At 58.4% G+C, this 19,928-nt stretch carries 17 protein-coding genes and 1 pseudogene; 7 read left to right on the top strand and 11 right to left on the bottom strand.

Translation table 11 applies throughout. From position 1 onward, the window contains the following. Positions 1 to 171: 171 nt before the first annotated feature. A complete protein-coding gene (locus ACMHLQ_RS16565) occupies positions 172 to 1,077 on the bottom strand; it encodes an AraC family transcriptional regulator (RefSeq protein ID WP_415401800.1) in 906 nt (301 codons plus the stop codon). A 99-nt stretch (positions 1,078 to 1,176) separates the two neighbouring features. On the opposite strand from ACMHLQ_RS16565, the gene ACMHLQ_RS16560 reads away from it, so the two are divergent. Beyond that, the gene (locus tag ACMHLQ_RS16560; RefSeq protein WP_415401799.1) at positions 1,177 to 1,926 is read left to right on the top strand and encodes an SDR family oxidoreductase; all 750 of its coding nucleotides are present in this window, start codon (positions 1,177 to 1,179) and stop codon (positions 1,924 to 1,926) included. Positions 1,927 to 2,069: 143 nt separating this feature from the next. Here the strand turns inward: ACMHLQ_RS16560 and ACMHLQ_RS16555 are convergent, their stop codons facing one another. Then, positions 2,070 to 2,699 (bottom strand): TetR/AcrR family transcriptional regulator, encoded by a 630-nt coding sequence (locus tag ACMHLQ_RS16555; RefSeq protein WP_415401798.1) that lies wholly within the window; start codon positions 2,697 to 2,699, stop codon positions 2,070 to 2,072. Positions 2,700 to 2,757: 58 nt separating this feature from the next. Between ACMHLQ_RS16555 and ACMHLQ_RS16550 the strand changes: the two genes are divergently transcribed. From ACMHLQ_RS16550 to ACMHLQ_RS16540, 3 genes are all read left to right on the top strand, one after another. Then, a complete protein-coding gene (locus tag ACMHLQ_RS16550; protein WP_415401797.1) occupies positions 2,758 to 3,213 on the top strand; it encodes a nuclear transport factor 2 family protein in 456 nt (151 codons plus the stop codon). Further along, entirely contained in the window at positions 3,206 to 4,078 is an 873-nt protein-coding gene (locus ACMHLQ_RS16545; RefSeq protein ID WP_415401795.1) for an ergot alkaloid biosynthesis protein, read from the top strand. Before ACMHLQ_RS16550 ends, ACMHLQ_RS16545 begins: the two co-directional genes overlap by 8 nt. 195 nt (positions 4,079 to 4,273) lie before the next feature. Beyond that, positions 4,274 to 5,968 carry a Hint domain-containing protein gene (locus tag ACMHLQ_RS16540; RefSeq protein ID WP_415401793.1) on the top strand — a complete coding sequence of 565 codons (1,695 nt, stop codon included), beginning with the start codon at positions 4,274 to 4,276 and terminating at the stop codon, positions 5,966 to 5,968. 9 nt (positions 5,969 to 5,977) lie between these two features. Here ACMHLQ_RS16540 and ACMHLQ_RS16535 read toward each other — a convergent pair whose 3' ends face one another. Continuing rightward, a complete protein-coding gene (locus tag ACMHLQ_RS16535) occupies positions 5,978 to 6,784 on the bottom strand; it encodes a hypothetical protein (RefSeq protein ID WP_415401792.1) in 807 nt (268 codons plus the stop codon). Positions 6,785 to 7,110: 326 nt separating this feature from the next. Between ACMHLQ_RS16535 and ACMHLQ_RS16530 the strand changes: the two genes are divergently transcribed. Then, entirely contained in the window at positions 7,111 to 7,632 is a 522-nt protein-coding gene (locus ACMHLQ_RS16530) for a GNAT family N-acetyltransferase (protein WP_415401791.1), read from the top strand. Positions 7,633 to 7,788: 156 nt separating this feature from the next. Here the strand turns inward: ACMHLQ_RS16530 and ACMHLQ_RS16525 are convergent, their stop codons facing one another. From ACMHLQ_RS16525 to ACMHLQ_RS16495, 7 genes are all read right to left on the bottom strand, one after another. Next, positions 7,789 to 9,168 carry an FGGY-family carbohydrate kinase gene (locus ACMHLQ_RS16525; RefSeq protein ID WP_415401790.1) on the bottom strand — a complete coding sequence of 460 codons (1,380 nt, stop codon included), beginning with the start codon at positions 9,166 to 9,168 and terminating at the stop codon, positions 7,789 to 7,791. Beyond that, positions 9,165 to 9,479, bottom strand: coding sequence for an L-rhamnose mutarotase (rhaM, locus tag ACMHLQ_RS16520; RefSeq protein ID WP_415401789.1), 315 nt, complete (start codon positions 9,477 to 9,479; stop codon positions 9,165 to 9,167). The genes ACMHLQ_RS16525 and rhaM overlap by 4 nt, the downstream gene beginning before the upstream one ends. A 1-nt stretch (position 9,480) precedes the next feature. Further along, a complete protein-coding gene (locus ACMHLQ_RS16515) occupies positions 9,481 to 10,461 on the bottom strand; it encodes an ABC transporter permease (protein WP_415401788.1) in 981 nt (326 codons plus the stop codon). Further along, the gene (locus ACMHLQ_RS16510) at positions 10,458 to 11,438 is read right to left on the bottom strand and encodes an ABC transporter permease (RefSeq protein ID WP_415401787.1); all 981 of its coding nucleotides are present in this window, start codon (positions 11,436 to 11,438) and stop codon (positions 10,458 to 10,460) included. Before ACMHLQ_RS16510 ends, ACMHLQ_RS16515 begins: the two co-directional genes overlap by 4 nt. Then, complete coding sequence (locus ACMHLQ_RS16505) at positions 11,435 to 12,982, bottom strand: sugar ABC transporter ATP-binding protein (RefSeq protein WP_415401786.1); 1,548 nt, start codon at positions 12,980 to 12,982, stop codon at positions 11,435 to 11,437. The genes ACMHLQ_RS16510 and ACMHLQ_RS16505 overlap by 4 nt, the downstream gene beginning before the upstream one ends. A 73-nt stretch (positions 12,983 to 13,055) precedes the next feature. Further along, on the bottom strand, positions 13,056 to 14,054 hold the full coding sequence (gene rhaS / locus ACMHLQ_RS16500; RefSeq protein ID WP_415401785.1) for a rhamnose ABC transporter substrate-binding protein: 999 nt from the start codon (positions 14,052 to 14,054) through the stop codon (positions 13,056 to 13,058). Positions 14,055 to 14,102: 48 nt separating this feature from the next. After that, positions 14,103 to 14,906: a DeoR/GlpR family DNA-binding transcription regulator gene (locus tag ACMHLQ_RS16495; RefSeq protein ID WP_415401784.1), complete on the bottom strand. Its 804-nt coding sequence runs from the start codon at positions 14,904 to 14,906 to the stop codon at positions 14,103 to 14,105. Between the two features lie 250 nt (positions 14,907 to 15,156). On the opposite strand from ACMHLQ_RS16495, the pseudogene ACMHLQ_RS16490 reads away from it, so the two are divergent. Then, positions 15,157 to 17,195: pseudogene (locus ACMHLQ_RS16490) on the top strand (bifunctional rhamnulose-1-phosphate aldolase/short-chain dehydrogenase). A gap of 12 nt (positions 17,196 to 17,207) precedes the next feature. Next, positions 17,208 to 18,437, top strand: coding sequence for an L-rhamnose isomerase (locus tag ACMHLQ_RS16485; protein WP_415401783.1), 1,230 nt, complete (start codon positions 17,208 to 17,210; stop codon positions 18,435 to 18,437). 245 nt (positions 18,438 to 18,682) lie between these two features. On the opposite strand, the gene ACMHLQ_RS16480 is transcribed toward ACMHLQ_RS16485, so the two are convergent. Beyond that, on the bottom strand, positions 18,683 to 19,420 hold the full coding sequence (locus ACMHLQ_RS16480) for a GntR family transcriptional regulator (protein WP_415401782.1): 738 nt from the start codon (positions 19,418 to 19,420) through the stop codon (positions 18,683 to 18,685). Positions 19,421 to 19,928 lie beyond the last annotated feature (508 nt).

The raw sequence follows: 19,928 nt of genomic DNA, 5'->3' as shown, positions 1-19,928 counted from the left end.
TAGTCAAAATGTTTTCGCAAAAGCCCTCGGCATCGTCCCGGACAAAAGGCGAAGCGTTCATGGTGATGTCGAGCCTTCCTCTTCCCGACAACACCCCCTCACACATCTCCGCATGTTTGTCTGCCTAAAGCCAAAGCGGCAGAAGACACAGCCGATGGGCGGCCAGGAACTCTAGTCAGCGGACGCAACTCTGGCATACTTTCCGGGCGCCGCGCCAACATGGCGAGCAAATGCTGTGCTGAAGGCGCTGGCAGAGCCATATCCAATCTTGTCTGTCACTTCGGCAATGCCGTGACTGCCAGAGCGCAGCATGTGTTTTGCCAGTGTCATCCGCCAGTTCAGCAAGTACCCCATAGGCGTAACGCCGATGATCCGGGAGAACCGGGTAAAGAACGCCGAGCGTGACAGACCCGCCTCTCGTGCCAATTCGGGGACCGTCCAGGCGTGATCAGGTGCCGCATGTATCGCGCGCAGCGCCGGGCCAATTCGCGGGTCGGTGAGGCCACTGGTCAACGCGGATGTCGTGGCAGATTGCGCCGTAGAGCGGAAAGCCTCGATCAACAGGATCTGCAACAAGTGTTCCACAATAGCATCCCGCGCAGGCCGGCCCTTGTGCATTTCGTCCTGAATCATCGCGGCCAAGGTCGCCAGTCGATCCTCGCCCTGCATCAGGATCATGTCTGGCAAGAGTGAGACCAAGAGTTCGGCATCCGAGCTGCCAAAGCTGCAATGCCCAACCAGCATCTTTACAGTCGCGGGTGCGTCGGATGTACCAAGCCGTGTGATCCCATCCGTTCCGGCGATGGGATTGCTGACAAGCCCGGCGGGCGGCGGCGGATCGAGGCTCGACACTTCGAACGGGGCAATGTCGGGAATGAGAACGAAACTTCCCGCACTCAAGTTGACCGGCGCATGGCTATCAACCTCCAGCCTGACCTGCCCTTCCAACAGCATGCAATAAAACGCGGCTTCTACGTCATCGCGGGACACCCGAAACGGCGCAGAGGCATGCACCAGCTTGGTGGACGGTGCCTGCGGGCACAAAAGCGAGATCACTTCGGACAGCGGATCTGTCATTCCGGACTTTCGATAACTTTTTTGATACTCTTGATGATAGTAAATCCTGCGTAGTTTGACAACATGGGTAACACCACCGCAAACAGAGGAGACTACATCATGAAAACCGTATTGATTACCGGATGCTCTTCAGGGTTCGGACTTGAGACCGCCCGCCATTTTCTTGATCAGGGCTGGTCGGTTGTTGCCACAATGCGCACACCGGATGCAGACCTGTTTTCCGCCTCGGATCGCCTGCGTGTTGTGCCGCTGGACGTGACAGACCGCGACAGCATCACCCGCGCGTTGGATGCTGCGGGCCCAATCGACGCCTTGGTCAACAATGCAGGCATCGGCTGGCTTGGTGCTTTTGAGGGGACATCCGACGCGACAGTTCGCAACATCTTTGAAACCAACACCTTTGGCACCTTCGAGATGATCCGGGCTGTTTTGCCACAAATGCGCACGCGCGGGACCGGCGTGATCGTCAACGTGTCGTCCAGCGTAACGATGAAACCACTGCCGCTGCTTGCCGCCTACACTGCAAGCAAAGCGGCCGTAAACGCATATACGGAGTGTCTTGCGCTGGAACTGGCACCGTTGGGCATCCGCGCGCGGCTGGTCTTGCCTGGACAGGCCCCAAGCACCAGCTTCAGCAGCAACGCGCGCGCGCTGATGGCTGAGGCAAACGAGACACCCGATGACTATCGGGACTTCATCGATCAGGTGATGGCGGACTTCATCGCAAACGCCGCCCATGAACACACCCGCCCCACGGATGTCGTTCAGGCCATCTGGCGCGCCGTGACAGATGAGGATTGCCCGCTGCACCTGCCTGCTGGCAGTGATGCTGTCGCATTGGCAGCCTGATGCGGATCAGATTGGACAGCGGCCCGCGTCGCTGTTCATCTGGCCCAGCAGGCTTAGGCCATGCGACCCGCGCCGCGCGCCTGTAAGATCGGATTGCGCGCTTGCAGGTTCACCACCGAAGGCCCGGCACCGAAACCGGGCCTTCATCGCGCCGACAGTCCCGCAACAATGAACTGCGCGATCTTGTCGATATCCCGGCGTGTCATGCGACCTCCTGTGACGATGATCCGCCAATAGAGAATGCTTGCCAATGCATCGTTGGCCAAGTCTCGGTCCGCGTCGTGGGGCAACTCGCCACGCGCGATGGCCCGCTCGATGATGACTGCGCCCTTCTCGCGACGCTCATGTTGCAACGTGTTGCGGATCGCATCGCTGAGCGCGCTCGTGCGGGCCATTTCGGCGTGCAAGTCCGGCAGAATGCGCCGGATCAGAGGGTGCCGAAGGGTCCGGCGCAGGGACAAGAGTATCGATCGCAGATCCTCAACCAAAGTCCCGCTGTTGGGGATTGGTGTGAGGGTCAGGCCGACAGCCTGGATCAAGTCGATCGCCATGTCATGTTTGGAAGACCATCGCCGGTAGAGTGCTGCCTTGCCAACACCTGCCCGCTTGGCAACGCGCTCCAGACTGAGCGCACCGATCCCCGTCCGCGCCCATTCCTCAAAGAACGCGCGGGTCAGCGCGTCGGTGACCGATGTGCGCATTACTGCTGCCCCGCTTGGCACGCGTGCAGCTCGATCCGTCACCAGTTTTTCGTCGGAGCGATTGCGTTCCATTCACGATATCCCTATATGGTCGATACGATACCGTTCCATCGAAAAAGGAGATTTGTCAATGACTGTTGAGCAAACCCGTTTTGAAGGTCTCACAGATATTCTGCGCAAAGGTCTGGGTGATCGGATTGATCCGGATGCACAGAGCTTTCTTGATCTGTTCGCAGAGGATTGCGTGTTTGAAGCGCCTTACGCGCCACCAGGCTTCATCGCGCGCATTGATGGTCGCGATGCGCTGGGGCGTTATCTGATGGCCTTGCCGGACCTCATCCGCATTGATGACTTTTTCGATCTGCGCGTGAGCGAAATGGCGGACCCCAACAAGGTTGTGCTGGAGTTTCGCGGCAGCGGGGAAGGACGCACCGGGGCCTCTTACGATCAAAAGTGGATTTCCGTGATCGAAACACATGACGGAAAGATCACCTATTACGCTGACTATTGGGATCCTCGGATCACGCTTGCCGCAACAGGCGACGCGGTGCCCCAACCTGTTGGGGAGGGCTTTATTCGTGCATGATATCGTCCTTGTCACAGGCGGCACCGGAACAACCGGTCGCCGTATCGCTGCGCAACTTGCCGCGCGAGGCGTTCGCCACCACATTGCAACGCGCACCCCCAAAGCCACCCAAGACATTCGCTTTGACTGGGGTGACGCAACATCCTGGCCAACCGCATTGGAGGATGTGGCGAGCATCTACCTCGTCGCACCGAGCGGCGTTGCCGATCCACTACCGGTGATGATCCCGTTTATGGAAATGGCCATTCGCATGGGAGTGAAACGTTTTGTCCTTCTGAGCGCGTCTTCGCTGGACGCCGGCGGTCCAATGATGGGCGCCGTTCATGCCTGGCTGCGCGATAATGCCCCCGAATGGGTGGTGTTGCGTCCCACCTGGTTCATGCAGAACTTTTCCGAGGGACAGCTTCTTGCACCTATCCGCGATCACGGTGCGATCTATACCGCAACGGACAGCGGGCGGGTTGGATTCATCGATGCCGAAGACATCGCCGCTGTAGCCGTCGAGACGTTGATCCGGCAGGATTTTGTCTCTGGCGACCTGATCCTGACCGGTCCCGAAGCGCTCAGCTATGGCGAGGTGGCGCGCACACTGAGTGAAATCTTGAAAACCCCGGTCACCCACCATCACCTGAGCGCAGCGGACCTTGCCGCGAGGCACATGGCCAGTGGTTTGCCGGAAGCCTACGCGACAACCCTTGCAGCAATGGACACGGATATTGCTGCTGGTTCGGAAGACCGTGTGACCGACACTGTGAGGCATGTTGCCGGACGCAGCCCACGCAGCTTGGCAGATTTCGTGAAGAAGAACCGGGACGTGTGGCGCACAAGTGTCGAGAGGTTTGGTGCCGTGGCGGGTGGCGTGTAACAGCGCACTGCCCCCGCGAAGGAATGGGGCTGGACTACGTAGACACCGCTAGACCACCGCTCGAAACAAACTGTTTCCTGTAGCGGGACAAGCAGCCCTATCTATAGGGCTGCTGTTCTGTACAATACCACCATGCCGGGAGATACGACTCGGCGCTTGGTACTTCGAATTCTCGTGCAGCACAGGAGAACTCGCATGGTAACAACGACAATTACTGAATCCAACAACCAAGGCACTTACTCCGTCTCTGTCGGAGATATCTTCATCATCGACCCCTCGCTCGAAAGCGATGTGTCGTTTGAAATCGCCTCCGGTCAGTCAGCACCGGTCAGCTTTGAAATCCAGATCAGTGAATCCAATCCCAACGAGGTGACGCTGGATCTGGACGGAGACGACAATGATCTGTCGCCCACGTTCACGATCGCTGACAACGTAGAACTGCCGGATTTCGAGTTGGACCTGGCGGGCGCGTCCGACGCGTTCGTAAACGCAGGCGACGGCGTTACGATCAACACGATCACAAGTTCGGGCGATGGCAACGACACCATCATCCTTGGCGATAACGCGACCGTCCTGAGCAATATCGAAATCGGCGATGGCGACAACAACGTCGTGATAGGTGACAATGCCCTGCTTCAGGGTTCCAAGGCCCTGGAATTGGGCGATGGCAACGACACCGTCAGCATTGGCAGCGACGGCACGATCGAAGATTTCGATGTGGGCGATGGTGACGATGAGATTACCCTTGGCGACGGCAACACGATTGAGAGCGATCTGACACTTGGCAGTGGCAACAACACGCTGGTGGCCGGTGACGACAACGTGTTTGAAGAGGACATCCTGGGCGGCAGTGATGACGACATCATCACGCTTGGTGATGGCAATACCGTTGGCAATATTGACACCGGTACGGGCAACGACACGGTTACAACAGGCGCTGATCTGTCGTTGCAAGACCTGGACATGGGCAGCGATGCCGACGTTGCCAATATCGGCACCATCGACCGCACAGGGCTTGTCGGCAGCGGTTCGGCGGGTCTGACGCTGGATGGCGGTGGAGGCTCGGCAACGACCGACCTGGACAGCCTGAACCTGGACATCAGTTGGCTTACCGATGATGAACGCGCGCGATTTCTGGATGCACTTGCCGACGCGGGTTATGTGGACACTGATGGCGACGGTGTGTTCAGCATCCAGGAAGGGGACCCGAGCGCCGATCCGGATGATGACGAAACCGTTGAGTTCGAACTGGAGGATGGCACCCAAATCAGTCTGGATGACTGGGAGCAGATCGGAGTCATCTGCTTTGCCCGGGGCACCCGCATCCTGACCCGCGCGGGCGAGGTAGCAATCGAGGCCCTGGCCGTCGGCGACGATGTATTCACAATGGACAACGGGTTTCAGCAAATCCGCTGGATCGGCGCGAGCCGGGTTGCGGGCGTGGGGCATCTGGCGCCGATCCGCATTCTGAGCGGCGCTTTTGACAACGATCGCGATGTTGTCGTGTCGCCACAGCACCGCATTCTGATCCGAAACCCGGGCATGGAGATGCTGTTTGGCTGTTCGGAAACACTGACAGCCGCCAAGCATCTGGTTGATGGCGTGAAGGTTGTCATCGAAGAGGTGGCGGAGGTGGAATACTTCCACATTCTGTTTGATTGCCACGAGATCATCTTTGCTGAAGGCATGGCGAGCGAGAGTTTCCACCCCGGTGCCGTGGGCCTCGACAGCATGGAGGACGCCACGCGGCGCGAGATATTCGAGCTTTTTCCCGAGCTTGAAACCGATATCGCTGCCTATGGTCCGTCTGCCCGCACCACGCTCAAAGCCTATGAGGCGCATGTGACGGCTGGCGTGAAAGCGGGCAAACTGGAGCGTGCCCGGCAATAGACGAACGGTTCAGCGATATGGCGTACGTGCCCACTCCGTCTGGACCGCCTGCCGTGCAAAGAACGTGACCACATCAGCCGGGATGTCGGGCAGATCATCCTGCGCGACACTGTTCCAACCTGCGCAAAGCGATGCAACGATGTCTGCGTTCCGACCCGGAAACCGTTTCAACAGCACCCAGGCGGCGGCGATCACGTCCCAACCTAACGGTTTGAACCGGGTGCGTTCAAAATCGATTCCAACAAGGGTGTTGTCCGGCGTCAGGATGAAGTTCATCGGCGACTGGTCATGTTTGGCAAGCGCGAATTGCGGTGTCGGACGCCCGCTGAACCGTTGCCGCGCCTCATTCTCAGTCTCCTGCGTGACAATGCCGGAATACTGTCGAATGTAGTCAAACCAATCGATATCCGTTTCGCGACGTGGTTGATATCCGATGTACCGCGCCGACCATTCCCCAATCTGGTAGGCCCGTTCGGCCAAGGTATCTTCCGTGAGCGCAGATTCAAGCATGTGCCCCGGCACCCGTTCGGTGATGATAAAGGCGTCGTTGCGATCAAAGGCTAGCAGCCTGGGTGCGAGACCCGTGTCGCCTAGCACGGTCATTGCATAAATCTCGCGCTCGCACGCATTGCGCGCCTCCTCACGCGTGTCATCGAAGGTTTTCAAGAAATAGAATGCTTCGCCGATTTTGACGCGCTGCACCATTCGGTCTGAATATTTGGAGATCAGTTGCATATGAACGTCGTCAGTGACGATATCGATGCCGGTGATGTGCGTGAATGTGCGCACAATATCTTGGGGATCGGGCGGGATCATACAGCTTTCTCAGTATGCAAGTTCGACAACCGGGGCGCAGTTCGAGCCAACCTGGGCGTTTCGGCTCACCAATGAACGCCGCTCCTGCATAGCATTCCCCCACTCACTCCGATGCAGTTAATAAACGGAAGGATCACCTTGGCCGAAAACTGCTGGTGCAGGTCCGATGTTTTCGTCTATGGCGTAGCAGCAATGCCTTTGCAGTCCGGATCGAACTGACAAATTTCGGATGCTGTGGAAGTTTGAATGGTGGCTTTCGGTCATGCGCAACCCGTCGCTATACAGGACTGGCCTGTTCCCCAGGCCCACGACCGAAAAGGCGTCCAATGAAAAGTCTCTCGACCGCACCAATGCTGACAACGAAGCGGCTGGTTTTGCGTGGGCCCGACCGGAGTGATCTACCGGCGTTCACCCGGTTCATGACCAGCGCCCCGTCGATGGAAGCGCAGGGCGAGATAGTCACGGCGGAACAGGCCTGGTTCGGGTTTCTGACCGGTATTGGCCACTGGCATTGGCACGGCTTCGGCTTTTTTACAGTCGTTGAACAGCAGACGGGGGATCCCGTCGGCCGCGTGGGCTTGATCAAGCATTCGAACTGGCCGGACGCAGAGCTGGCATGGCATCTGTTCGAAGGCGCTGAGGGAAAGGGCTATGCCACCGAGGCGGCGATGGCCGTCAAGACGTGGGCCCGTGAAGAACTGAGGTTGGACAGGCTCTACAGCTACATCGACCGGGACAATACGCGCTCGCAGGCTGTGGCGCGGAGGCTCGGTGCCATCACGGACGGAACGCGGGCCCCGCATGAACCCGAGGCAGAGGTCTGGGTTCACTCCATGGACAGCCATTGAGTGACGCGTGTGAGACCTTGCTAAGCCGTCTTCCAGGTTTTCTTCGATGGTAAGGTGCATCAAGGCGCCGCCACCCCGGTTCGTTTCTGGCGAATATCCGATGTGGGCTGCCGGTTGCTTCAAAACGTCCCTCTGGCCGCAAGTGGCGCCATAGGCTCAAGGGCGAAGCACGGCTTCCCTCCACCTGTTGGCGTATGCGGCATATTTCGCGCAATCCTCAGGAATGTACCGTTTGGCCTTTGGCCTCGTTGGTGTCGCGCCATGTCCAATGGCGAGCAATGCCGCTCCCTGGCTTGTCCCGGTGACGCTGACAGCGGCCTCGACAGGGCACCCCGTGGCAGCAGACAGCATCGCGCAGTAGCCAGCATTCGCTGCGAATGGGCCTTCGACAATGATCGTGCCGCGGTGACTGGTCAACGACAGGCATTCCGCAGTCATCATCGCGAGGTAAAAACTGAGCGCTGCTGTGCGCTCGGGGGTTCCCTGTTCCGGCTCCGGCCCGATCCAGCGATGTATGCGCCCTTGAAAGGGGCCGCTCTCCGGCACGACCGCAGGCAACAGCAGAGGACCTTGATTGGCAACAGTGCCGAGCGCTACCGCATCAAACACCGCGCTATGGCCATCCCTAATGATCTCAAACTCTCGACCGCCCATGAAACGGGCGGAAGGCACTGGCGCGCCGAGGGCATTCACGTTGACCAGGGCGTCGCGGGACGGGTCCAGCGCATCTGTGGGTCCGCCCACTGTCATGGCAATGACCCAGGTTCCGGTCGATATGACAGAAAACGGTGGATCGTTTTGCATCACATGAGGCAGCAACGAAGCGTTGGAATCGTGAACGCCGCAATGCACCGGTGTGTCTGGGCTAAGGCCGGTGCGCTCCGCCACCTCGGGGCGCACAAGGCCCAATATGTCTGCCGATTTCCGTGACTGAGCCATTTTGTGTCGGATGCCCAGTCGATCGACAAGCGCGGAATACCGTTCCTCGAACGGGGACCAAAGGTCAGTATGACAGCCCAGCGAAGACACGTCGCAGGCCAAAACGCCGGTCAGACGATGCCCCCAGTATTGGGGGTAGGTCACAATGGACGCCGTGCGATCAAAGAGCGTGGGATCCTGCTGGAACTGCCAATGGATCTGCGCACCCAGGTTCAGGCCCATGGGCAGCCTTGGTGATCCGGTCTCTTCAAAAGCAGGCCGCAGTGCGTCATAGGCGTCAGCCACGGCGTGCGGCCCGGTGTGCTCGTAGTCGAGTATCGGCGCGGCCAGAGTTCCGTCCGCGGCAATCAGGGCACCGGACGCCCCATGTGTGGTGACCGATATCGCGTCGATGCCATGCTCTTCGTGAAACGCTCCAAGCGCCTGCACAAGGAACGCCCAAATCGTATCCACATCGAAATGTGGATAGGGTGGTCCCTCAACTACGGCGTTCGGTCGTGTGACCACGGCAATCTCGGACAGGTCCGACGTATCGACCAAGGCAAGTTTTGCATTGGTCTTGCCAATGTCGATGACCGCGACGTGCCTGGGGGTCATGGCATGTGAAACACAGGCGTCAGAGGAACCGCCACCGGTTCATTGTCGGGCCTTGTCTCCATGATATCCGCCATATGGGCCCACCAGCGCTGCATGATGTCATGTTCCGGCAAAGCATCCATTATGTGACCATCGCTTCGCCAGAGGACGCCAAAAAGTGTGCCTGTCTCTTCGTCCAGATGAATTGAATAATCCGACACTCCGGCGTCCTTCAACAAGGCGAGCAGCTCGGGCCAGATCTCGTCATGGCGCTTTTTGTATTCGTCTTTGCAGCCCGGATTGAGGCGCATTTTGAAGGCATATTTTTCCAACTCAACCCCTCCACATCGACCAGAGCCGTGGCAGCGCGATGACCGAGATCAGGAGTGCGCCGATCACAATCGACATCACGATCCCCGGTACATTCAGCAATCCAAGCCCGAAGGTGACCAGACCCATAACAAAGGCTGCGATCACGACGCCGGGGATGGAGCCCGAACCGCCCAGGATACTTACACCCCCGAGAACGACCATGGTGACGATCTCGAGCTCCCAACCGAAGGCAATCGACGGTCTGGTGGAGCCAAGCCGAGACGTAAGGCAGATCGCTGCGACACCGGACATGAGCCCGGTCAAAAGGAACAGGATGAACTTCACGCGACCAACCCGAATGCCAGAAAAGAGGGCGCCAGTGGCGTTGTTGCCGATGGCATAGACCGCGCGCCCGAAGTTGGTCATGTGGAGGATGATCGCATAGAGGACGGCGATGATCGCGAACAACACGAACTCGAACGAGATGACCCACCACACGTAACCCTGCCCGAAGAAAGCGAACTCGGGCGGATACCCCCGATAGGCCTGATCGCCGAGGATGATGAAGCTGATCCCGCGAAACAGGCTCATCGTGCCGATGGTGACCACAATGGAAGGCAACCCGAGCCTTGTGACGAGAACCCCGTTGAAGGCCCCGCATAGCAAACCGACGGACAGCCCGATGATGACGAGGCCTGGTGTGCCCACGCCCACCTGTACGGCTGCACCCATGGCGGTTGAGGCCAGTGCGATGATGGCTGCAACGGACAGGTCGATCTCACCCGAGATGATGAGCAGCGCCATGGCGAAAGCAATCATCGCCTTTTCGGTGAAATTGAACGTCGCGTCCGACAGGTTCCAGGCATTCAAGAAATAGGGCGACGCAAAGGAGTTGGCGACGAAGATGCCAATGGCCACCAAGAGCAACAGGCTTTCCCAGCTTTTCAGGTTCCGCTCCAGCGGGGTCTGCAGGCGGTCGGGGATGCTACGGGTGGTCGTCATGTGGCATGCTCCGCACGTTTCAGAATGACGCGACCTGGCGAGCGGTTGGCCTGCGCGTTCAACACAACCGCGATGATGATGGCCCCGCCCGAGATCGCCATCTGCCAGAACGGCGAGATGTTCACGACGGGAAGCGCATTGGCGATGATGCCAAGAAACAGCGCACCCAACAGCGCTCCGGTAACGGTTCCGATGCCGCCCATGATGGACACGCCGCCGATGACGCAGGCCGCGACGACGGTCAGTTCGAAACCGCCGGCGACATCGACATAGGCAACGGCAAAACGCGACACCCACAGGTATCCGGTCAGCCCTGCAATTGCGCCCGAGATGGTAAAGGCCCAGAACTGGGTCCGGCCAACGTTAATCCCGGCATAGGTCGCAGCGTGGGGGTTGCCCCCGGCGGCATAGAACGCACGACCAAGGGTCGTTCGCGTCATGACAACCGAAAACAGGATTACCGCCACAATGGCGATCCAGCTGAGGACCGGCAGGCCAAGGACATCTGTTCGTGGGACAGCCTTGAACGCATCGCTCATCTCGTGGCTGTTGACCCATTTGCCCTCGGTCAGAAGGAAAATGATCCCGCGAAATATGGTCATTGTGCCAAGGGTCACGACAATCGGCGGAATGGAGAGCGTCCACACCAGCACTCCGTTGAACATGCCAAGAAGAGCGCCAAACCCGATGGCGATGACGACAATGACAGCAACCGGCAACCCCGGTGCGGCAATGTTGATCAACGCAACGACCATGCCGGTCAACGCGAGGTTGGCCGCGACAGAAAGGTCGATGCACTTGGTGAGGATCACGATCATCTGTCCAATGGCCAGCAGGATCAGCGGCGACGTATCATTGAAGACGACAGCAAGGTTGGAGGGCGCAACAAAGGCCGGAAACCGCAACGCGATCAACGCCAGGAGCAGCCCGATGACCACAAGAAGCAAGAGTTCCCGAGACGCCAGTATCCGTTTCATTGCACCACCTCCCGGATCCCCGCGGCATGGCCAACCAGCGTTTCCGGGGTGATGTCCTGGCGATCCAGTTCGGCGGCAATCCGGCCTTCGCGCATCACAATGACCCGGTCCGACATGCCGATGATTTCAGGGATTTCCGAACTGACCATGATGATGGCGAGCCCTTGAGCGGCAAGTTCGGCCATGAATTCATGCACGGCTGCCTTTGATCCGATGTCGATGCCTTTGGTGGGTTCGTCCAGGATGATGACCTTGGGTTGCGTGGCCAGCCATTTGGCAATCACGACTTTCTGCTGATTACCGCCCGACAGGTTGCCGACATCCGTGTCCAAGGAAGCTGCGCGCAGGTCCAGACGCTCGGTGTATTCGCGGGCGAGTTTGAATTCTTCTGCGAGCCTGAGAAAGCCACGGCGGGATGTGCGCGCCAGCGAGGGCAATGTCACGTTCTGGAAGATCGGCAGCGCACCGATGGCGCCCTGTCTGCCCCTGTCTTCAGGCACATAGACGATACCGCTTTGCACGGCATCGGCTGGGGAATGAATGGTGACGGGAACCCCGTCGATCTTAACCGCCCCACCCGAAGGCCGGGTGATCCCGAATAGCGCCTGCATGAACTCCGAGCGACCGGCGCCGACAAGACCGTAAAAGCCGAGAATTTCGCCGCGACGAAGGGCAAAGCCAATGTCCGCGAATTCGGTCGGGTGTTCGTAGGTGTCCACCACCAGTAGTTCGGCGCCTATGTTGCGTGGTCGCTCGGGGAAAATCTGGTTGACATCGCGGCCAACCATCATTTTCACAAGCTCGGGCTCGCTGACTTCGGCGATCGCACCTTCGCCGACCATCTGACCGTCGCGATAGACGGTGTAGAGATCCGCAATGTTGAATACTTCGTCAAACTTGTGGCTTATGAACAGGATCGCCTTGCCTTGGCGTTTCAGGTCGTCAACGAGCGCGTAAAGCTCTTCAATTTCTTTCTGGCTCAGGGCCGCTGTCGGTTCATCCATGATCACGACGCTCGCGTCGATGGAGAGCGCCCGCGCGATGGCGACGAGGTGTTTGTTCGCTGTGCCAAGGTCTTTCAAGGTTGCACCAGGGTCGATCTTTGCACCGATGCCGGACAGAATCTCGCGTGCGCGCGTCGCCATTGCGCCCTTGTCGATCAACCCGAACCGCCCCTTTGGCGCGTGCCCGAGAAAGATGTTCTCGGCCACGGACAACTCGTCGAACAGAACGGTTTCCTGGTGGATTGCCGTGACACCAGCGCTTTCTGCTGACTGTGGGTTCGGGAAACGCACCGGCTGGCCCTTAATCTGGATATCGCCTTCGTCCGGCTGGTAGATGCCGGTCAGGACCTTCACCAATGTCGACTTGCCCGCACCGTTTTCGCCAACCAGAGCGGTTACTTTTCCCGGATAGAGCTTCAGTGATACCTCAGACAGCGCCCGTACACCCGGGAAAGTCTTGGTGATCCCCGAAAGCGACAGCAGGGGCTCTGCGTCGAAGGCGGCTTGGACGGACACGTCGGGTCTCAACTCCAACTGCATGGCGACTGTTCGATTTCTCGTGAGTGGCGGGCCGTCCGGCGCGGGTCGCTGCCCGCGCCGGACCGTGTTCACATCAGAAGATCGACTTGAACTGGTCGATGTTCGAGCTGTCATAGGTAAACGGATCCGACATTGCGGCCGAATTGGTGTCGTCCAACGTGACGGTGCCCATCCGACCCATGGGAATCTCGGCGCCCGCAGCCGCGTCCGCCCCATTTGCAATTGCATGCGCCAGCATGGTCGCGGAGTAACCAAGGTCGATCGGATTCCAGATCGCAAAGCTTTTCGTCGCGCCCGAGTCGACACAACCCGCCATTTCAGACGGCAGACCCAGACCGGTAACGTTGATTTCCCCGATCTTACCGGCGTCGCTAACTGCCTGGCAGGCGGCAAGAATACCAACCGTTGTCGGGGCGATGATCGCCTTCAGGTCCGGGTGGGACGCCATGAGGCCCTGAGCTTCACGGTAAGACTTGTCGGAGAGGTCGTCGCCGTAGACCGTTGCCACCAGGTTGACCCCCTCGTAGTTCGGCAGGACGCCCTTGGCCGCTTCGATCCAGGCATTCTGATTGGTCGCAGTTGCTGTTGCCGACAAGATCGCAACGTCCCCGCCATCTGGCATGTGATCGGCGGCAAGCTTGATGATCGTGTTCCCGATCAACTCGGTAGACGACGGGTTCAGGTGCATCTGGCGACCACCGTCTGCCACGCCCGAGTCCCAGGAAATCACGGTGATCCCGCGGTCCATCGCCTTCTTGAGCGCCGGCACCACAGCATCAGGGTCGTTGGCCGAGATTGCGATGGCGTCAACGCCTTGAGCGATCAGTGAATTGATGACCTCGATCTGACCTTCTGCCGTGGTATCTGTCGGGCCGGTGTAAATGACTTCGACATTGCCAAGCTCTCCTGCGGCCTCTTCCGCGCCTTCGGCTGCAGCCTCGAAGAAACCGATGCCCAGCGCCTTGACGACGAGGGCAATGCGCATATTGTCCTGGGCCAAAGCTGTTGATCCCATCATACTTGCCGCAAGGCTCAGCCCGGCAACCACTGAAGTGAATGTACGACGTTTCATTTCGATCCTCCCTGAAAGTCACAATGTGTCGTTTCGTCTGTGAGGTGGTTAAGAGGCCACCTCTTCCTCTTGGACGCCGCCGGCATTGGCGACGATAAGTTCCACATCGGCGGCTTCCAGCATGGCCGCCGCCTTGTCCGAAATACCGTCATCGGTAATGACTGAACTGATACGTTCGAGCTGGCACAGAACCAGGCTCGACCGTTGGCTGAATTTCGAGCTGTCGACTAAGACGACAAGTTCATCAGCCTGACCAATGAGCTTTTGTTCGGCCTGGATCAGCAGAGGGTCGGCCTCCATCAGGCCAATTGGGCCCATGCCCTGTGCCCCCATGAACATACGCTTGGCATAAAAATTGCGCGTCACATCATTGTCGAACGGCGACAGGATGATGTTCTGTTCGCGATAAATCGTTCCGCCAGACAGCATGACCGTGTTCTTGGAATGCTTCAGCAGGTGCTCGGCAATCGGGAATGAATTCGTAAAGACCTGCAATCGTCGGCTGGCCAGTGGATGCACCATCTGGAAGGTCGTGGTGCCGCCGTTGATGATAATGCTGTCGCCATCCTCACACATGTCGACGGCAGCGCGGGCGATGGCTTGCTTTTCGCTGGTCCGAAGGGTTTCGTTCACCGTGAACGGCCGTCCGGCGAGCCCGACGAACTGCGGCGGGGTGATCGCCTCGGCCCCGCCTCGGACGCGGCGCACTTTCTGTTGCATGTGCAGCGTGGAAATGTCCCGCCGGATCGTTGCCTCTGACACACCTGTCAGGCTGCATAAGTCCACCACCGTTACCACGGGCCGGTCCTGCACCGCCGAAAGGATGATTCTATGTCGTTCTTTTTCGTGCAAATGCGCCTCCCATTGGGTTGACGGTGCGCAGATTCGCCACACCTGTCAATCAATTTCAATCATTATCAATCATGCTGCATTGCAGAATGATCAGTCTTGATCGTTATTGATTGACATGTCGCCGCATCATATTAAGGCTGTAGTCAGCAACATCCCACCTCCAAACCCGGACGATCGAGAGGGCAAATTGTTGAAAACGTTTGAAAACCAACTTCTGGAAAACAAGTGGGACGAGGAAGCAGTGGCCGGAATGTCCGAATCGGACCTGCTGCTCTATCGCTCCAATACCCTCGGATCAGACAAGCGCGTGACCAATTACGGCGGCGGGAACACCTCTGCCAAGGTTATGGAAGTCGATCCGTTGACCGGAAAGGGCGTGGAAGTTCTCTGGGTCAAGGGGTCGGGAGGCGACATTGGCTCGATGACGCGCGATGGGTTTGCAACGCTTTACATGGACAAACTGGACGCGCTCAAAGGGCTTTATCGAGGCGAGGAGTTTGAGGACGAGATGGTTGGCTACTTGCCCCATTGCACGTTCGACCTGAATCCTCGGGCCGCCTCCATCGACACGCCGCTGCACGCCTATGTGCCGCGCAAGCACGTCGATCACGTCCATGCCGATGCGATCATCGCGATTGCAGCATCGAGGAACTCGCGCAAACTGACACAAGATATCTTCGGTGATCGTATCGGATGGTTGCCGTGGAAGCGCCCCGGATACGAGTTGGGCCTTTGGCTGGAAAAATTCTGCCTTGAGAACCCGGAGGCTGACGGTGTGGTTCTGGAGAGCCACGGGCTCTTTACATGGGCGGATACGGCGAAGGACTGCTACGATTGCACAATCGATGTGATCAATGTTGCCACGAAATGGCTTCACAAAAAAACTGCGGATGTCTCGGCCTTCGGCGGTAGAAAATGTGAAAGCCTTTCACCGGCGGAACGCAAGGCCGTTGCCGCGCGCCTGATGCCTGCGATCCGCGGGTTCGTCAGCGGCAACCAACATATGGTTGGGCACTTCAACGACTCCGACGGCGTGCTGGAGTTCGTGAATGCGAGAGACATGGTGCCGCTGGCCGCACTCGGCACCTCGTGTCCAGATCACTTCCTGCGCACGAAAATCCGCCCCCTCGTCGTGGACTTCGATCCCGTACGGAACAACCTTGATGAGGTCTTGAAAGGTCTTCCGGCGCAGGTGGCGGCCTACCGCGACGATTACATGGCCTATTACGAGCGCTGCAAACACGACAATTCGCCTACAATGCGTGACCCGAACGCCGTCGTTTACCTGGTTCCCGGCGTCGGCATGATCACCTTTGCGAAGGACAAGGCGACGGCCCGGATTTCAGGCGAATTCTATGTGAACGCGATCAACGTCATGCGCGGGGCGAGCGCAGTCAGCACATATTGCGGCCTGCCCGAGCAGGAAGCCTTTGATATCGAGTACTGGCTTCTGGAAGAGGCCAAGTTGCAGCGCATGCCGAAGCCCAAGTCACTCGCGGGCCGCGTCGCGCTGATCACCGGCGGAGCGGGGGGATCGGGGCAGCGACCGCCCAGCGATACCTCGCCGAGGGTGCCTGCGTGATGCTGGCCGACATCAATGCCGATGGTCTGGCGACCACCGAAGCCACCCTGACACAGGAATTCGGAACGGACGTGGTGAGATCCATCCTGATGGATGTAACGGACGAAGCTGCGGTCGCCCATACATTGGCCGAAATCGCCGTCGAATTCGGTGGCGTTGACGTCCTTGTGTCGAATGCCGGAATCGCCTCCTCCGCTCCGGTTGAAGACACCACGCTGGAACTTTGGAACCGGAACATGGACATCCTGTCGACCGGGTACTTCCTTGTCAGCCGAGAGACCTTCAAGGTGATGCGCGTGCAGGACATGGGAGGATCGATCGTCTTCGTTGCCTCCAAGAATGGTCTCGCGGCCTCACCCAATGCCTCCGCCTATTGCACGGCCAAGGCTTCGGAAATTCACCTTGCGCGTTGTCTGGCCTTAGAAGGCGCTGATGCGGGGATCAGGGTCAATGTCGTGAACCCCGATGCAGTTCTGAAGGGGTCAAAAATATGGGAAGGCGACTGGCTGGACCAACGCGCTTCGACCTATGGAACCGACAAAGAGGGTCTGGAGGAGATGTATCGCAACCGCTCGATGCTGAAGCGCTCTGTCCTCCCCGAAGACATTGCCGAGGCCTGCTATTTCTTCGCTGCCGAAACCTCGTCGAAGTCGACTGGCAACATTTTGAATGTTGATGCGGGCAATGTTCAGGCGTTCACGCGTTAAGGGGGGCGAAGTATGGGTTATGAAAGTGCCAAGGCACAGTTTGCAGCGTGGGGTGTTGATACCGAAGCCGCAATTGACCGACTGAAGGACATTCCGATTTCAGTCCATTGCTGGCAAGGCGACGACGTTGTCGGGTTCGAGAACCAAACCGGCACCTCGGGCGGTGGCATACAGGCGACAGGAAACCACCCCGGACGCGCACGCAATCCCGAAGAACTCCGCGCGGATTTGGAATTCGCATACGCGCAGATTCCCGGGGCACACCGGCTCAACCTGCATGCCATGTACATGGACACAGACGAGGCACCTGACCGAGACGAAATTGAGTATCGCCATTTCGCGCCCTGGGTCGATTGGGCGAAGGATCAAGGCATCGGATTGGATTTCAACCCGACCTTTTTCGCGCATGCCAAGGCCGATGATAACCTTACGCTGTCTCATCCGGACAAAGGCATCCGCGATTTCTGGATCGAACACGGGATCCGCACGCGCGACATCGCCGCCAAGATAGGTGAGGAACTGGGCGCGCCCGCCATCAACAATATCTGGGTGCCCGATGGGTACAAGGATATCCCCGTTGACCGCATGGCGGCCCGTGCCCGGCTGGAAGCGTCCCTGGATACGATGCTGTCCGAGGCAAAGGATCACATGCTGGACGCGGTCGAATCCAAACTCTTCGGCATCGGTGTCGAGGCCTGCACCGTTGGCAGCCACGAATTCTATCTGGGTTATGCGATCCGCAAGGGCACGCTCCTGTGCCTAGACATGGGACATTTCCACCCCACCGAGAACATCGCCGACAAGCTGTCAGCCGTATCGCTTTCGTTGCCGGAACTCCTGCTGCATGTGTCACGCCCGATGAGATGGGACAGTGATCACGTGATCCTGCTCAACGACGACATTCAAACAATGGCCCATGAACTGGTCAGCGCCGACCTTCTGGGCCGCACCCATATCGGGCTGGACTTCTTCGATGCCACGATCAGCCGCACCGCCGCTTGGGTGATCGGAACCCGCAACATGCAAAAGGCGTTGCTACAGGCCCTGCTAAAGCCATGGAACCGCTTGAAATCGGCAGAAGACAGGCTGGATTTCACGGCCCGGCTGGTTTTGACCGAAGAGCTGAAAGACCTTCCTTACGGCGCCGTTTGGGCCGAGTTCTGTGCCAGGAATGATGCACCGGTCGGTCCGCCGTTGATTGCGTCACTTGACACTTACCAAGCCTCTGTCGTTGATCGGTAACTGCCGTATTACCGGTCAGCATTCGCGCCGAACCTGCCTTCAGTAATCGTCATGCGACTGTCCGCGATGTTCCGATGCCGACTTGGGTCACGCGCGATTATTCGTGGCGAAGCGTATTGATGGGAATTCATGCGCGCGGAGCGACGGGACGTTCGCCTTTACCAGAAACTGCTTTAGCGCCTTGTGATCCTGCGACTTTAGGGCAGACTTTTTGCCGATCTCGCGCGTGATATCCGCATTATCGCTCAGGTGGGTTTCGCAACACCCAAGGCAAACCTCGGAATGCTGCTGGCAAGCTGGGCGCGGTTTTCGCTGAGATATTCAAAATTGGTCAGGGCAAGACGCGCATGTTCACGGGCCAATGCCTCTGCACGGGCCCCTTCCTTGTTGATGATTGCATCCATGATCGCGCGATGTTGGCGCTGTGCAAATCTCAGAGAGTCCTCGAAATCAGGGATCATCGCCTGTTCACTCAGAAACGCTGACGGGGATGCCAACGGTAACATCTTGAGCCGTTCAGCCTCGCGCTGGATTAGTGAGCTGTTCGGAAACTTCGCCAGAAGCGCATGGAATTCTGCGTTCTGCTTGACGTAAAGATCGAAGTCCAGGCCAGAAGCGGCATCCAGCGCTCGGTCAATCAGGTCCAGTGCCTCACTTGCCTGTTTCAGCATGCGCTGATCCACACCCCGTTCGGCAGCAAGACGCGCGGCAGTCCCCTCGATCACGCCGCGCAATTCGATGGCGTCCGCGATGTCGTCCTTACCGATAACTGCCACCCGGCAGCCGCCCGTCTCTATTCGTTCGAGCAAGCCTTCGGCGACCAGCCTGTCCATTGCCTGGCGTAAGGGTGTGCGTGACGTGCCAAGCTGCTTGGCCACGGCAACTTCGGACAGGCGCTGCCCTTCGACAAAACCGCCGCCCAGTATCAATGAGCGCAGGCCCAATTGTGCGCGGTCCAGCTGACTGAGGTTTCTTGTGCTCATGGGCCTTTCCAGTTGGTGCCTGGCCACTACGGTTCGGACCGCCTTTGGCCGAGTTGTATACAGGGGTAGATGATTCGTGCTGGTCTAGAGTTGATAGCATGCGTTCAAACCGCAGATTGTATACATGATCCGAGTGCTCGAAGAAGCGGACAACCTCTTGTCCCGGTTCAAAAAGCACGTTTTGCCAAGGAACGATGTACCTGCGGCGTCCACGGGCATCCTGCCCATGCAGCAATAATCATCTGAAAACAGTTAGTTAACTTATCAACACAAACCGCTGAAAAAACAGCGTTCAAAAATTGGTCAAACGTCTCCGGCTAGACAAACATCCCTATGCCGCCGCGCGTCAGAAGGAGCCGCAAACGAACAGCTTGTTTAACAAACGACTTCCATACAAGAATACTGGGGGGCTTGATTTCTGCACGTCAGCCACAGGTTATTCTGAACGGAAGGCCAGGCAATCGCGCAGGGTCGAGCGTCGATAAATGACATGCGGACCGCATCTCAG

Origin of the sequence: Tateyamaria algicola (genome assembly GCF_047715485.1) — a bacterium.
In the GTDB taxonomy this organism is placed as follows: Bacteria; Pseudomonadota; Alphaproteobacteria; order Rhodobacterales; family Rhodobacteraceae; genus Tateyamaria.
Note: the sequence above shows the minus strand (reverse complement) of the source record. Positions and strands in the feature narration are given on the sequence as shown.